Source organism: Pacificimonas flava (assembly GCF_000342165.1).
Lineage (GTDB): Bacteria > Pseudomonadota > Alphaproteobacteria > Sphingomonadales > Sphingomonadaceae > Pacificimonas > Pacificimonas flava.
Map to the genome: position 1 here is coordinate 493,182 of NZ_AMRV01000001.1, position 14,065 is coordinate 507,246.

Below are 14,065 nucleotides of genomic sequence, written 5' to 3' on the forward strand. Positions count from 1 at the left end.
TATGCAAAGCCAGAACCGTTTCTTTGATGATCTCAGCCGCCTTGCGACAGGTGCGGCTGGAACCTTTGCCGGCATGGGCCGGGAAATGGAGGGCCGCTTCAAGGAACGCATGCGCGATATGATGGGCGAGATGGATGTCGTCACGCGCGAGGAGTTCGAGGCGGTGAAGGAGCTTGCCGCCAACGCACGGGCGGAAGCGGACGCCTTGAAGGCGCGCCTCGACGCGCTCGAAGCCGCCAGCGGGAACGCTCCCGCTGCTGCGTCGCCCCCGGCGGCCGCGCAGGAGGGTGATACCCCGCCGGCTGGAGCCACATCCGCTGACAAGACGGCGGGCTAAGCTCTCTTATCCACAGAAAGATTGGCGGCTTCGCTTGCACGGACTCGGAAAGTGCGGGCAGGCTCGCCGCCGCACATCCGAACGGATTCGCACCGAAGACGCCTGAAGGGATACCGCTCAACCTTGTTCGACATCGACGCCCAGGAAATCGAATCGGCAGCACCGCCGCTCGACATGCTCGCGCATTATTTCGAGGCGCATGGCTGGGCGTTCGAGCGCGCGGGCGATGAGGAGATCGTCGCCAAGGTCGAGGGCAGCTGGACCACCTATCAGCTCCGCGCGCTCTGGCGAGAGGATGAGCGGGTGCTGCAGTTCATCGCCTTCCCCGACATCCGCGTGCCGGAGGGGAAGCGAACGCGCCTCTACGAGACGCTGGGCCTCATCAACGAGCAGCTCTGGCTCGGTCATTTCGAACTCTGGTCGGGGGACGGCGCTCTCCTCTTCCGTCACGGCGTCCTCCTTGACGAGGGGTCGGGCGAATCCGGCCTGACGCTCGGACAGACGGAAACGGTCGTGGAGGCGGCGATCGACGAATGCGAACGCTATTATCCCGTCTTCCAGTTCGTTCTCTGGGGCGACAAGACCCCGCTGGAGGCCATGGCCGCCGCCCTGATCGACACGGCCGGCGAAGCCTGACGTTCCGCATTCGCCGGGATCGGCGAACCGGCTGGACCTTGGCGCCCCGTCCACGCGTTGTACCGGCATGACGAATCCGAAATCAGACCCGCCCCCCGGCCCCCGCGCCAATCAGGGATTCGGCGCGCCCGGCAGTCCGCAGGAACGCGATTCCGGCATGGACGAGAATGCTCCTGCCGCACAATCCTCGCCCGAATCATCAAGGAAGCCCGACATGAAGCGTCCAGCCGAAGACGGCCTCGACCCGAAGAGCCTCGAAAAGACGATCAAGACCGACAGCGAGATGATCGCGGAGGAGCAGCTTGACGAGGATCTCAGCGTAACCGGGGCACCGCCGCGCGGGTCCCGCGACAAGACCGGTTCCGACGGCTGAGGCCGCCCGGCGGCTTCGCACTCCCTCCCGGCCCGCATATCGGGCATTGCACCCGCTGTGTGCCGCCGCTATATCGCGCGCTCTTCGCCGAACGGCGGGGGGCCGTAGCTCAGTTGGTAGAGCGCTGCAATCGCACTGCAGAGGTCAGGGGTTCGACTCCCCTCGGCTCCACCATTCGCCGGCGCCGCGGATGGAATTCGCGCTGCAGCCGCTTTCAGACCCTCCTTTTCCAGCTCTGTGTTTACCAGGCTTGGCCGCCTCACACCGTTTATCACGGCTTGGCCGCGTCACAGCGGGAACCCGTTCCGCGCTGCGTCGGTTGACGCCGGGCAAGCGGGGACAGCTTGGAGAGGTTTCATGAAGAGTTTGATTTTTGCCGCCGCCCTGATGGGTGCCGCTCCCGTTCTGGCGCAAACGCAGATGCCTGCGCCGCCGACCACCCAGCCGCCCACCACCCAGCCGCCGACGACCATGCCGGAACCGGGCGCGCCGACGAATCCGACGACCACCTCGCCGATGACGCCGCCGCCGTCGACGACAACGACGCCCGCCGATCCTGCCAGCCCTGCGGATCGCACGATGCCAGGCGAAACCATGCCCGACCGCACGATGCCCGACCGCACGATGCCGGACATGGCCCCGGGCGAGCGGATGACGCCCAACATGCCCAGCACGCGCACGGCTCCCGATGGTCAGCGCGACACCAGCCCGGACATGCCCGGCGACACGCCGGACGGCATGGGGCCGGACACGGATACGCCGGACATGACCACGCCCCGCACCATGGCGCGCACCTCGGCACCGTCACAGCGGAGCATGCCATCCGGCCCCGCCACGAAGGATTATCCGGAATGCAGCGCCACCGTGACGGACAATTGCATTAATCCTGGCGAATAACCCGTGAGAGGGAGGGGGCCGGCGCCCCCTTCCCTTCTCGATAGGTTGTCACGCGGCGCGGCTCTGCCATTCATGCCCGGCAAAAGGAGCCCAGCGGCATGAGTGACGATTTCCCCACGCCGATCACGGAAGAGAATGGCTGGCTGTCCGGTCCTCTGCGCACGCCGGCGCAGATGCTTCAGGATCAAAGCTATGATGGCCATAAATCCCTGCATGACGACGCCACGGCCGGTGATCTCGGCTTCCGGGCCGGCCCCATAGAGGGACCCACCCATTTCAGCCAGTTCGAACCTCTTTGCGTTCGCGCATTCGGCGAGGAATGGTGGCACTCCGGCTGCATTTCCGCGCATTTCCGCAACATGGTCGTGGAGGGAGAGCGCTGCCGCGCCTTTCTGAAACACCGGGCCGAGAATGCCGATCTGGCCGATATCCGTATGGAGAAGGAAGACGGGACGGAGGTTCTGCAAGGCACCGCCTCCGTTCGCGGCGCCGAAGGAACCGCGCTGCGAGAACGTCTGTCCTCGCTTCGTCCGCTGGAATACAAGATCATTCTGCGCGACGTGGAAATTGGCATGACGCAGGCGCGCGAGCCCGCGTCAATGGCCATGGACCAGCATATGGGCAGCCTCTACCCGTTCACATTGCGGGAGAAGCTCGATGCGATCACGGAGCGGTCGCCGCGCTTCGTTGCGGAACGGCCCGTTATTCCGATGGAAATGATCAGCGTTCTCGCCCATCATCTTCCCAAGGGGTTTCCCGTGCGCGGGCCTGCCATCGGCCTCTTCGCCGACCTGGAAATCCGCCTTGTCGAGGGTCCTCTCCTCGCCGGCGAACCGTTCGAAGTCGAAAAGACGGTCGTCGCCCTGTCGGGAAGCCGGCGCACCGAGAGCGCGTGGATCGAAAGTCGCATCTACCGCCCCGGCGCCGACACCCCCGCCGCCATCGTCCTCCTCAACTCCGCGACCCTGAAGGACAGCTTTGCCGGCTACCGAGAGGAGGAGGCGCAGCTCGCCGGGAAGGGCGGGTAGCCGTCCCGTGCCCCGAACGGCATCCTCTCTGCCTGCCTAGCTTTTCATCTGCGCCCGCATCGCCCATCTTGTGCCGCGTGACCGAAGCCGCCGAGAACCCAGCCCGCCCCGCCGCGACCCTCATTCTCTTGCGGGAATCCGGCAACGGCCCGCCTGAACTTTTCATGCAGAAGCGCGCGAATACCATGGGATTCGCGGCCGGCATGATGGTCTTCCCTGGCGGCAAGGTCGACGATGCCGACGTGGCCCTTGCCAGGGCGAGTGGGCTCCTGGACCGCTACGATGCGGCCGAGGGGGCCGCCCGGATCGCGGCTCTTCGCGAAAGTTTCGAGGAGGCGGGCGTTCTCCTGACTGACGGTCCGGCGCGCAACCCGGCACAGCTGGAGGATGCAGCCCGCGCGGTCGCGGCCCGGCGCATCGATTTCGGAGCGTTTCTGAAGACGATCGGTCACCGCATCGATGCCGACGCGCTCGTTCCCTGGTCGCGCTGGTGCCCGCCGCCCAGCCTGGAGACGAAGCGGTACGATACGCGCTTCTATCTCGCCCGCGCGCCTCGGGGCCTTGCAGCCGGTCATGACGGGAACGAGGCTGTGACCTCTCTCTGGACGACGGCCCGCGCTGCCCTTGCCAGCGCCGATGCCGGCGATACGAAGGTGATCTTCCCGACGCGCCGTAATCTTGAACGGCTCGCGGCCTATGACACCATCGATGGCCTCATCGACCATGCACGCTCGACTCCGGTTCGGCTGATCGCCCCAGAAGTTCGCGATGTCGACGGGCAGCCGCATCTCTGCATTCCCGACGATCTCGGCTATCCGATAACCCGTGAACCGATCGCCAGTGCCATGCGCGGCTGACGGACCCTCGTCGTCCTATCCCCTTTTCCCTCAGCCAAGCAGGCCTTTCGCCGCCGTGCCGCCGCTATAGGCGAGCAGAAGGTCCGTACCCTCCGGCGTCTCCAGGATCGTCGGTCCGTCCACGAACAGGACCTCTCCCGCCTCCGCCGCGACCTCGTCGTTCCTGGCCGCGCCGGCCAGCATCGTAATCCAGACGGGCTGGCCGTCTTCCGGAATGATCCGCTGCGACCGCGCCGGTACGATCCGTTCGGCCACGAACTTGCCGCCCTCGCACAGGATGCGGCGTCCCGGCGCTGCCTCGCGCGACCGGTCCACGATCTCGTAAGGCTCTGCCGTGGCGGCCGCCACTCCCTCGTCCAGATGCAGTTCGCGCGGACGTCCGTAATCGTACAGGCGATAGGTCAGGTCGACATTCTGCTGGACCTCCACCAGTGTCACGCCCGGTCCGATGGCGTGTACGGTGCCGGCCGGTGAATAGATGAACTGTCCCGGCGTCACCCGTTTCCAGTCGATCAGTTCCTCGATGGACCCGTCGAGTGCGGCGGCGCGCAGGTCCTCGGCGCTCAGCGGCCGAACCGTTCCCAGGCCGACCGTCGCTCCTTCCTCCACCGCCAGGATCAGCCAGGCTTCCTCCTTGCCGCGCTTGTAGCCGGCGGCCCGAGCGTCCGCGTCGGTGGGATGCACCTGAACGGACAGCTTCTCGCTGGTGAACAGATATTTGATCAGCAGTTCCGCGTCCCTGCCGTCCGGCATCTCGTACCAGATCTCGCCGACCTTCTCGCCGCCCTTCGGCACGTCCGGAAACCAGGGCGAAAGATCGCGCCGGCCCCACACCTTCTCGATTCGCCGCGTGGACAGCTTGATGACGGCCATGATGACACTCCCTGGATTAGGCGCCCGTTGACCGGACGCTCGCTCAGGGACGATAGCCGAAGGCACGCCGTCCGGGAACAAGCGCGCGCTGCGCCGTCTCTGCGAATGAACAGAGGCGGACACGGGTTTCGCGCGGATCGATAATTTCCTCCACGCCGAATTTCTCGGCGGTGCGGAATGGTGAGCGCACCGCGTCCAGCCGCGCCTTTATCGCCGCAAGTTCGGCTTCCGGATCGTCCGCCGCCGCCAGATCGCTCTTGTAGGCCGCCTCCAGCCCGCCCTCTATGGGCAGGCTGCCCCAGTCGCCCGACGGCCAGGCCATGCGCCAGTGAAAACGGCTGGCGTTCGCATGTGCCGACCCCGCCATGCCGTACGCCTTGCGAAGGATCAGCGCACACCAGGGCACGCTCGCCTGATAGACGGAAGAGAGCGCCCGGCAGCCCCAGCGGATCGTGGCGTCGCGCTCCGCCTGCAGGCCGATCATGAAGCCGGGATTGTCGACCATGTGAACGACCGGCAGGTGAAAGACTTCCGCCAGATCGACGAAGCGTTCCACTTTTTGCGCCGTGTCGGCGGTCCACAGGCCGCCCAGCGTCATCGGATCGGACGCAAGCACCGCGACGGGATACCCGTCCAGCCGCGCGAATGCGGTGACGATCGCCGTGCCCCAGCGGCGCCCGATTTCGAACAGGCTGCCCCGGTCGAATACCGCCTCCAGGATCGGCCGGATCTTGTAGAGCGCGCGGGAATTTCGCGGAATCGCCTCGATCAGCCAGTCGTCCGCCCGGTCCGCCGGATCGTGGGTGGCGGTTCGCGCCGGCAGCTCGTGCACGCTGGAGGGCAGATAGCTCAGGAATCGCTTCGTCCGGGCGAAGGCGTCCGCCTCGCTTTCCGCCACATCGTCGACGGCGCCGTTCGCGCCGTGGATGTGCGGACCGCCCAGTTCCTCCTTCGTGCGCGTCTCGCCCACCGCCGCCACGACTGGCGGGCCGGCGACGAACATCTGCGACAGCCCCTCCACCAGCACGGAATAATGGCTCATCACCATGCGTCCCGCGCCAAGACCCGCCACCGGACCCAGACCCAGGGAAACCACCGGCACCTCGGACAAATTTTGCACGATCCGGTCCCAGCCGGGGATTTCGGGGATATAGGTATAGCCGTTCTGCTCCAGCGTTTTCACGCTGCCGCCGCCGCCCGTCCCCTCGATCATGCGGATCAGCGGCATGCGGTATTCGCCCGCCATCAGCTCCGCCTCGACCAGCTTGCGGTGGATGGCGGCATCCGCCGCGCCGCCCCTGAAGGTGAAGTCGTCCGCCGTCACCACCGCCGGCCGGCCATCTACGGTCGCCTTGCCGTACAGGAAATTGGACGGGGTGAAGCTGGCGATGCGCCCGTCCTCGCCGTAGCGCGCCGCCCCGGCAATCTGCCCGAACTCCTGAAAGCTGCCGCTGTCGGCAAGTGCCGCAATGCGTTCGCGCGCGGTCAGCCGGCCGGCGCCGCGCTGCCGCTGAACCTTTTCGGGTCCGCCGAGTTCGGCCGCCAGCGCCTTTCGCCGTGCCAGCTCGTCCACGTCTTTCTGCCAGGTCATGCGCGGCCTTTTAGCACCCATGACGAACCGGCCGCCCCTCCCTAGAAGAAGGGCGATGCGCATGCTCGTCACCCTCGCCGTCCTCGCACTTGTCGCCTATGGCGGCTGGCGCGCCTTCGACTATGCGGAGGAAACGTATCCCCAGCATCTGCCGTGGACGCCGCTGTCGCTGGACGATCCCATCGGCCACGCAACCAGCCTGAAGGTCGCCGCTCTTTCCGGTGACAAGCCCGCCTGCCTCGCCCTGTTCGAGACCTCCGACCTTGCCGTCACCCCGTTCGAGGATCGCATGGAGACGGAACAGTGCGGCTATGTCGACGCCGTCACGCTGGACCGCATGACGGCCGGCTACAGTCCCTCGACAGTCCGCCTGTCATGCCCCCTGGCGGCGGCACTCGGTATCTGGGAGCAGGATGTGGTGCAGCCCGCCGCGCGCCGCGTGCTCGGCAGCGAGGTCGCATCGATCCGGCAGCTCGGCACCTATTCCTGCCGCCGCCTCTATGGCCGGGAGAGCGGAAACTGGTCGCAGCATGCCACGGCGCAGGCCATCGACATCGCCGGCTTCACCCTCGCCGATGGTCGCAGCATCAGCCTTGCCGGCGACTGGGGCGCCGACAGCGATGCCGGCGCCTTTCTCCTCGAAATCAGAAATCGCGGCTGCGGCGTATTCGGCACCATGCTCGGTCCCGAATACAACGCCGCACACCGCGATCATTTTCATCTACAGGCCAACGGCTACGGCACCTGCCGCTAGGCCGTGCCGCGGCGTCAGTCGCCGCCGCTCGTGCTGGGCGCGGGCTTGTCGTTGCCCTTGTCGCTGTGCGGCTGCGTCTCGCTCGGCGTATCGCTGGCCGGATAGGTCTCGTCGAGGCCCTCATCGAGCTGGGCATCTTCGTCTTTCGGGTTCTTCTTCAGCTTCTCCATCGCCTCGGAATCGGAGGTCGGGCGCATCTTCGACGGTGTCGTCGGCGGGGTCTTGGCGTCGCTCATCAGTTTGTCCTTTACGTCTATCGGATCGTCTGACGAACGAGCGGTGCTTTCGCCCGTTCCCGCGCGTTCGGGCTGCGTTATAGAAACGCCATCCATGGGAGAATGACATGACCGACCCCGGTGCCGACACGCAGGCCGCTCAGAGGCAGGAGGAGGCTGACCGGCTGGCCCAGGATCCTGAAATCAGCGCCCCTGCCGAACTGGCCGATAGGGCCGGGAGCGAACGGGACGCAAGCTCCGGCGATGCCCGTCTTGCCTTCGACATTCCGCCCGACCTCGCCGATCGGCTGCGCGCGTCCGGCAAGGAATGGCAGTCGAAGGCGGAGGCGGCGATCGCGCTGTGGCTGGACGAAGCAAGCCTCGCGCTGCGCAAGGAGGGACTGCCTGGCCTGTCCCGCGTGGTCCGGGAAAAGGCTTCGGAGTCGCGGCAAAAGGCCCGCAGCGGCGATTTCGAGCGCGATATCGAGCGGTTCGTATCGAACGTCGCTGGCAGCATCGGGCGCGACATCGTGGGATCGATGTTCAGCGCCGCGGTCGCGGGCTTTGCGAATAGCGGCGATCGCAGCCGGTCTGCCGAATCTCGCACGGCCGGGAACGGTGACAGCCGGCGCGCGGCTGAGACCGATGAGACCGATGCAGGATCATCCGGCCACTCCTCTTAGCGCGCGCGCCCAGGCGCTCGTCGGGGCGGCACCATCGCCGCCTTGGCGCGTTGGATGCGGACATGAAACGGATATGGGCGATCACCAACGCCGCCGCCGGCACGGCGAGCGAGGCGGCAGAAGCGCATGTCCTGTCCTTTTGCAACCGCGATCCCTGGCAATTGCAGGGCTGCACCCGCTTCCCGCAAGAGGCGCTGCCCGCCGCCGCCGACCTCGACACCGCTGAGGTCGACATCGTCGTGGTCTTCGGCGGCGACGGCACGCATGCGGCGGCGGCGCGGCACCTGGCCGGCTGGCCCGGCGCCCTGCTGCTTCTGCCCGGCGGCACCGTCAACCTCGCCCCGAAGCGCCTGCACGGCGATGCGCATTTCATCGACGTTCTCGACCGTGCGGCAAGCCAGCCGCTCTCCGCCACGCCGCTCCCCTTCATCGATGTCGGCGGCATTCCGGCCTATTCGGGGCTGATCGCGGGTCCGATCGCCGGCTGGGTCCATGCCCGCGAACGGGTGCGCGCCGGCCGCTGGCGAAGTCTCGTCCGCGCCGTGCGCTTTGCCTGGTCGCTCAGCTTTACCCGCCGCATCTCGCTCTCCCTTGGCGTCATGCCGCGAAAGCGCGCGCGCGGCATCGTCGCATCGCCGCCACGCGATCCGGACGGCGAAATAGAGATCGCCGCAATCGATTTCCGCGGCTTCTGGAGCGCCATGTCCGTCGGTATCGACTGGTTGAAGCACGGCTTCGACGGCGCCCGTGGCATTTCGCGCACCTCCGCCCGTTCCGCACGTCTGGCGGGACCGGCCCGCATGCGCGTGCTGATCGACGGGGAAGAGCATCATCTGCCAACGCCTGTGGGGATCGAGACGCGCACCGCAGCCGTTCGTTTCGTGACCACCCGAACGAACGACGAAGGCCGCGAATGACCCGTATTTTTCACACCTCAGACCTGCATTTCGGCGCGGAGGACCCGGCCGCCCTCGACTGGTTCGCCGAAACCGTGCGTACGGAAAAGCCGGATGCCGCGATCGTCACGGGCGACCTGACGCAGCGCGCGCGCCGCAGCGAATTTCGGGCCGCCGCGCAATATCTCGCCGCCCTTCCCGTCCCGGTCTCCGTAGAGCCCGGAAATCACGATCTGCCCTATTTCAACCTGTTCGAACGCTTCGTGCGTCCCTACCGCCGCGTCGAGCGCGCGGCAAAGATGGTGGAGGCCGAGATCGATCTGGCGGACTGCGTCGTCGTTCCGCTGAAGACCACCGCGCGCTTTCAGCTCCGCCTGAACTGGAGCCACGGCAATGTGTCCTCTCGGGGTCTCGCGCGCTCGCTGCGGCTGGCACAGGCGGTTCCAGACGACAAGATGGTCATCATCGCCTGCCATCATCCTCTCGTCGATATTGCGGAAACGGGAACCAAGGGGCGCACGCGCGGCGGTGAGGAGGCGCTGCGCCGCTTGTCCGCATGCGGCGCGCAGGCCGTCATTACCGGCCATGTCCATACGCCCTTCGACGTGACACACAGGCTGGATGGCGGCGGCAGCATCCGCCTGATCGGTGCCGGCACCCTGTCGGAACGCATCCGCGAGCATGTGCCCAGCTTCAACGATATCGAGATCGTGAACGGCGACCTCAGCGTCCGCCACCGCGTCGCCTGAGCCCCCGCGCCCAGCCGTTTCGAGACGGGTCCGCAACAAAAAGGGCGCGCAATCTTCTTCAGAAGTTCACGGACCCGACATGGCCGTTCCTTAATCGTTCTTTAACCCTTTTTCTCGGGCGCCGCGCGGGGGCGCGGACGATCCGACAACGATACGAAGCGAAAAGGGACCTCATCATGACCAAGAAGATCATTTCCGGCGCGGCCGCGTGCCTGCTGCTCGGCACGGCCGCTCAGGCCGACCTCATCCGCCTGGATTTCGCCGGGGCGACGACATCCTCGCACTTTACCGGCACCAACAACATCTTCGGCCAGGCTGCACCGCGCGTCAGCGGCTACATCGTCTATGACGACACCGTTTCCGGAACCCCGTTCGGCGTCGAGAACGACAATTGGGAGCGCCTCGATCATTATGGCGCGATTCAGGAAGTCGAGTTCACGTTCGAGGATGCCGACGGCAATGTTCTCAGCACGGCGAACCGCACCGGCAATTATGGCCGCATCCAGACCTGGGACCGGTTCAGCTTCGGCAGCGACACGGTCAGCCTGGGCAATATCGACTTCTACAACAATCAGATCGCGGGCGAGCCGGACGGCATCACCCGCTATTCGCTGACCTTCGGCCTCTCCGGTCCCACGGACGCTTTCGGTGAGGAGGCGCTCGGCTTCGATCCGGACAATTTCACGAATTATCGCCGCGTCAGCTTCTTCTCCGCCGGCCTTGGCGGTCAGGGCATCGGCGTCAGCGCGCTCTACAATTTCGACCTGTTCACGCGCACGAATCTCGACGAACCGGCCGACGTGCCGGCGCCGCCGGCTCTCGCGCTGCTCGGCCTCGGCCTTGCCGGCGCCGCGGGGCTGCGCCGCCGCACGCGCTGATCGCACTCCGTTAACGAGCCTACAGGGGCGGCGTCCCGGCCATATGCCGGGGCGCCGTTCCTTGCGTTTCGGGCGTGCGGAACCCACCTCCGCCCTTCCCCTGTTCCCCACGAACCGGTAAGACCGCCGGGGAAGAACAAATCGGAAACGAGAGCTCGATACATGGCCCTGACGACCATTTCCGTCCGCGGTGCGCGCGAACACAATCTGAAGGATGTCTCCATCGACATCCCGCGCGACGCGCTGGTGGTGATGACCGGCCTGTCCGGCAGCGGCAAATCCAGCCTCGCCTTCGACACCATCTATGCGGAGGGGCAGCGCCGCTACGTCGAATCGCTGTCCGCCTATGCCCGCCAGTTCCTCGAACTGATGCAAAAGCCGGACGTCGACCATATAGAGGGGCTGTCGCCGGCCATTTCCATCGAGCAGAAGACCACGTCGAAGAATCCGCGCTCCACCGTCGCGACGGTGACGGAGATCTACGACTATATGCGCCTGCTCTGGGCGCGCGTCGGCATCCCCTATTCGCCCGCGACCGGCCTTCCCATCGAAACGCAGCAGGTCAGCCAGATGGTCGACCGCGTCATGGCGCTGCCGCAGGGCAGCCGGCTGATGCTGCTCGCCCCCGTCGTGCGGGGCCGCAAGGGCGAATACCGCAAGGAGTTCGCCGAATGGCAGGCCGCCGGCTTCCAGCGCGTGAAGGTCGACGGAGAAATCTACGCCATTGAGGATGCGCCGAAGCTCGACAAGAAGTTCAAGCACGATATCGAGATTGTCGTCGATCGCATTGTCGTGAAAGAAGGAATCGAATCCCGCCTCGCCGACAGTTTCGAAACCGCGCTGACGCTCGCCGGCGGTCTGGCCGTCGCGGAGTTCGCCGCGAAGGGGGATGAGGCTGTGCCCGACCCCATCCTGTTCAGCCAGAAATTCGCCTGCCCGGTTTCCGGCTTCACCATCCCGGAAATCGAACCGCGCCTGTTTTCCTTCAACAGTCCGCAGGGCGCCTGCCCGGCCTGCGACGGCATCGGCGAAAAGAGCGAATTCGATCCCGATCTGATCGTCCCGAACGGCCGCCTGTCGCTGCAAAAGGGGGCCGTCGTCCCCTGGGCCAAGTCGCAGCCGCCCAGCCCCTATTACATGCAGGTGCTGCGCTCCGTCGCCCGCGCCTATGATTTCGCCATGACCACCCCCTGGGAGGAATTGCCCGAACAGGCGCGCGATGTGATCCTGCACGGCACGAAGGGGAAGCCGATCACGCTCTCCTTCGAGGACGGGCGCAAGAAATACGACGTCAAGAAGCCGTTCGAGGGGGTCATGCACAATCTGGCGCGCCGTCTTGCCTCGACCGACAGCCAGTGGATGCGCGACGAGCTTTCAAAATTCCAGTCCGCCGCGCCGTGCGAGACGTGCGGCGGTGCGCGCCTGCGGCCGGAGGCGCTGGCCGTGAAGATCGACGGCAAGACGATCAGCGACGTATCCTGCCTCCCCGTCGATCAGGCCTACGACTGGGCAAAGACGTTGCCGGACGCGCTGACGGATCAGCAGAACGAGATCGCCACGCGGGTTCTGAAGGAGATCCGCGAACGGCTCGGCTTCCTCGACAATGTCGGCCTCGATTACCTAAACCTCGATCGCAAGTCCGGTACGTTAAGCGGCGGAGAATCCCAGCGTATCCGCCTTGCCAGCCAGATCGGGTCCGGCCTCTCCGGCGTTCTCTACGTGCTCGACGAACCGTCAATTGGCCTTCACCAGCGCGACAATGACCGGCTCTTGGAAACGCTGCGCCGCTTGCGCGATCTCGGCAACACCGTTCTTGTGGTTGAACATGACGAGGATGCCATTCGCACGGCGGATTACATCGTCGACATGGGGCCGGGTGCCGGCGTCCATGGCGGCGCGGTCGTGGCGGAGGGGACGCTGTCCGACATCCTTGCGAACGAAAACAGCCTGACCGGCGCCTATCTGTCCGGGCGCATGGCCGTGCCCCTGCCAGACAAGCGGCGAAAGGGCAGCGGAAAGTCGCTGCGGCTGACCGGCGCGACGGCGAACAATCTGCAGTCGGTCGATGCGAAGATCCCGCTCGGCACCTTCACCTGCATCACCGGCGTCTCCGGCTCCGGCAAGTCCAGCTTCGTCGTCGATACGCTCTATCCGGCCGCCGCCCGCGCGCTGAACGGCGCGCGCATCCCGATGGGGCCGCACAGGGATCTGAAGGGGCTGGAGCATCTCGACAAGGTCATCGACATCGACCAGTCGCCCATCGGCCGCACGCCGCGCTCCAACCCTGCCACCTACACCGGCGCGTTTACGAATATCCGCGACTGGTTCGCTGGCCTGCCAGAGGCGCAGGCACGTGGTTACAAGCCCGGCCGCTTCTCCTTCAACGTGAAGGGCGGCCGCTGCGAGGCGTGCAAGGGCGACGGCGTCATCAAGATCGAAATGCACTTCCTGCCCGACGTCTACGTCACCTGCGACGTCTGCAAGGGCGCGCGCTACAATCGCGAAACGCTGGAAATCAAGTGGAAGGGCATGTCCATCGCCGACGTCCTCGACATGACGGTGGAGGACGCGCACGCCGCCTTCGCCGCCGTGCCGCCCATCCGCGACAAGATGGCCATGCTGCAGGAGGTTGGCCTCGGCTATGTCAGGGTCGGGCAGCAGGCGACCACCCTGTCGGGCGGCGAGGCGCAGCGCGTGAAGCTGGCGAAGGAACTGTCGAAACGTGCCACCGGCCGCACGCTCTATATTCTCGACGAGCCGACCACCGGCCTGCACTTCGAGGATGTGCGAAAGCTGCTTGAGGTGCTTCACGCCCTTGTCGAGCAAGGCAACAGCGTTGTCGTCATCGAACACAATTTGGAGGTCATCAAGACCGCCGACTGGATCATCGACATGGGGCCGGAGGGCGGCAATGGCGGCGGCACCGTGGTCGCCGCCGGAACGCCGGAGGACGTGGTGAAGGTGGAGGCGAGCTATACCGGCCGCTACCTCGCCCCGATGCTGCGCACCGGCGAAACCCGGCAGGCGGCGGAGTAACGGGGCGCCTTTCAAAATAGGAAATGATGGGGGAGACTTGCGGCATCGCCCCTGCCCTCAGTTTTCCGAACCGAAAGGCCCCTGCCCATCTCGCACCTGCCGGCCTTCCCAACTGTTCAATTCCGGACCGTTCGTTTTCGGGCATCCACGCCGGTCATTCTCACGCAGGCGCGCGTGTATGAGTGTCCAGACTGTCCACTTCCGAAATTGACACATGTGTCCACTTCGCCGGAAATCCGCGGGTATGGCAGCGGACTTCGCG

The 14,065-nt window shown here is 65.9% G+C and carries 15 protein-coding genes and 1 tRNA gene; 13 read left to right on the forward strand and 3 right to left on the reverse strand.

Annotated elements, in window-relative coordinates; genetic code table 11:
- The first annotated feature begins 1 nt into the window (after nucleotide 1).
- The 7 genes from C725_RS02265 to C725_RS16620 all read left to right on the forward strand — a co-directional run bounded on the left by C725_RS02265 (nucleotide 2) and on the right by C725_RS16620 (nucleotide 4,128).
- Nucleotides 2–337 (forward strand): accessory factor UbiK family protein, encoded by a 336-nt coding sequence (locus C725_RS02265; protein WP_008599903.1) that lies wholly within the window; start codon nucleotides 2–4, stop codon nucleotides 335–337.
- Between the two features lie 174 nt (nucleotides 338–511).
- On the forward strand, nucleotides 512–973 hold the full coding sequence (locus C725_RS02270) for a type III secretion system chaperone family protein (RefSeq protein ID WP_051051200.1): 462 nt from the start codon (nucleotides 512–514) through the stop codon (nucleotides 971–973).
- Nucleotides 974–1,187: 214 nt separating this feature from the next.
- Nucleotides 1,188–1,346 (forward strand): hypothetical protein, encoded by a 159-nt coding sequence (locus C725_RS16340; protein ID WP_160165706.1) that lies wholly within the window; start codon nucleotides 1,188–1,190, stop codon nucleotides 1,344–1,346.
- A gap of 98 nt (nucleotides 1,347–1,444) precedes the next feature.
- Nucleotides 1,445–1,520: transfer RNA gene (locus C725_RS02280), tRNA-Ala, on the forward strand.
- A gap of 183 nt (nucleotides 1,521–1,703) precedes the next feature.
- Complete coding sequence (locus tag C725_RS02285; RefSeq protein WP_008599906.1) at nucleotides 1,704–2,243, forward strand: hypothetical protein; 540 nt, start codon at nucleotides 1,704–1,706, stop codon at nucleotides 2,241–2,243.
- Between the two features lie 98 nt (nucleotides 2,244–2,341).
- Nucleotides 2,342–3,271: a hypothetical protein gene (locus tag C725_RS16615; protein WP_008599907.1), complete on the forward strand. Its 930-nt coding sequence runs from the start codon at nucleotides 2,342–2,344 to the stop codon at nucleotides 3,269–3,271.
- A gap of 164 nt (nucleotides 3,272–3,435) precedes the next feature.
- A complete protein-coding gene (locus C725_RS16620) occupies nucleotides 3,436–4,128 on the forward strand; it encodes an NUDIX hydrolase (protein ID WP_243442672.1) in 693 nt (230 codons plus the stop codon).
- Nucleotides 4,129–4,158: 30 nt separating this feature from the next.
- On the opposite strand, the gene C725_RS02300 is transcribed toward C725_RS16620, so the two are convergent.
- Both C725_RS02300 and C725_RS02305 read right to left on the reverse strand, forming a co-directional pair.
- Nucleotides 4,159–5,001: a class I mannose-6-phosphate isomerase gene (locus C725_RS02300; RefSeq protein WP_008599909.1), complete on the reverse strand. Its 843-nt coding sequence runs from the start codon at nucleotides 4,999–5,001 to the stop codon at nucleotides 4,159–4,161.
- A gap of 43 nt (nucleotides 5,002–5,044) precedes the next feature.
- The gene (locus C725_RS02305; RefSeq protein WP_008599910.1) at nucleotides 5,045–6,592 is read right to left on the reverse strand and encodes an acyl-CoA carboxylase subunit beta; all 1,548 of its coding nucleotides are present in this window, start codon (nucleotides 6,590–6,592) and stop codon (nucleotides 5,045–5,047) included.
- A gap of 55 nt (nucleotides 6,593–6,647) precedes the next feature.
- Between C725_RS02305 and C725_RS02310 the strand changes: the two genes are divergently transcribed.
- Nucleotides 6,648–7,346: an extensin-like domain-containing protein gene (locus tag C725_RS02310; protein WP_038281055.1), complete on the forward strand. Its 699-nt coding sequence runs from the start codon at nucleotides 6,648–6,650 to the stop codon at nucleotides 7,344–7,346.
- Nucleotides 7,347–7,360: 14 nt separating this feature from the next.
- On the opposite strand, the gene C725_RS02315 is transcribed toward C725_RS02310, so the two are convergent.
- Complete coding sequence (locus C725_RS02315) at nucleotides 7,361–7,582, reverse strand: hypothetical protein (RefSeq protein ID WP_008599913.1); 222 nt, start codon at nucleotides 7,580–7,582, stop codon at nucleotides 7,361–7,363.
- A 107-nt stretch (nucleotides 7,583–7,689) separates the two neighbouring features.
- Between C725_RS02315 and C725_RS02320 the strand changes: the two genes are divergently transcribed.
- From C725_RS02320 to uvrA, 5 genes are all read left to right on the forward strand, one after another.
- Complete coding sequence (locus C725_RS02320; RefSeq protein ID WP_008599914.1) at nucleotides 7,690–8,244, forward strand: hypothetical protein; 555 nt, start codon at nucleotides 7,690–7,692, stop codon at nucleotides 8,242–8,244.
- Nucleotides 8,245–8,306: 62 nt separating this feature from the next.
- Nucleotides 8,307–9,161 carry a diacylglycerol/lipid kinase family protein gene (locus C725_RS02325; protein ID WP_149864499.1) on the forward strand — a complete coding sequence of 285 codons (855 nt, stop codon included), beginning with the start codon at nucleotides 8,307–8,309 and terminating at the stop codon, nucleotides 9,159–9,161.
- Entirely contained in the window at nucleotides 9,158–9,889 is a 732-nt protein-coding gene (locus C725_RS02330) for a metallophosphoesterase family protein (protein WP_008599916.1), read from the forward strand. Before C725_RS02325 ends, C725_RS02330 begins: the two co-directional genes overlap by 4 nt.
- Nucleotides 9,890–10,065: 176 nt before the next feature.
- Nucleotides 10,066–10,767: a PEP-CTERM sorting domain-containing protein gene (locus C725_RS02335; protein ID WP_008599918.1), complete on the forward strand. Its 702-nt coding sequence runs from the start codon at nucleotides 10,066–10,068 to the stop codon at nucleotides 10,765–10,767.
- 162 nt (nucleotides 10,768–10,929) lie between these two features.
- The gene (gene uvrA / locus C725_RS02340; RefSeq protein ID WP_008599919.1) at nucleotides 10,930–13,803 is read left to right on the forward strand and encodes an excinuclease ABC subunit UvrA; all 2,874 of its coding nucleotides are present in this window, start codon (nucleotides 10,930–10,932) and stop codon (nucleotides 13,801–13,803) included.
- The last annotated feature ends 262 nt before the right edge of the window (nucleotides 13,804–14,065 follow it).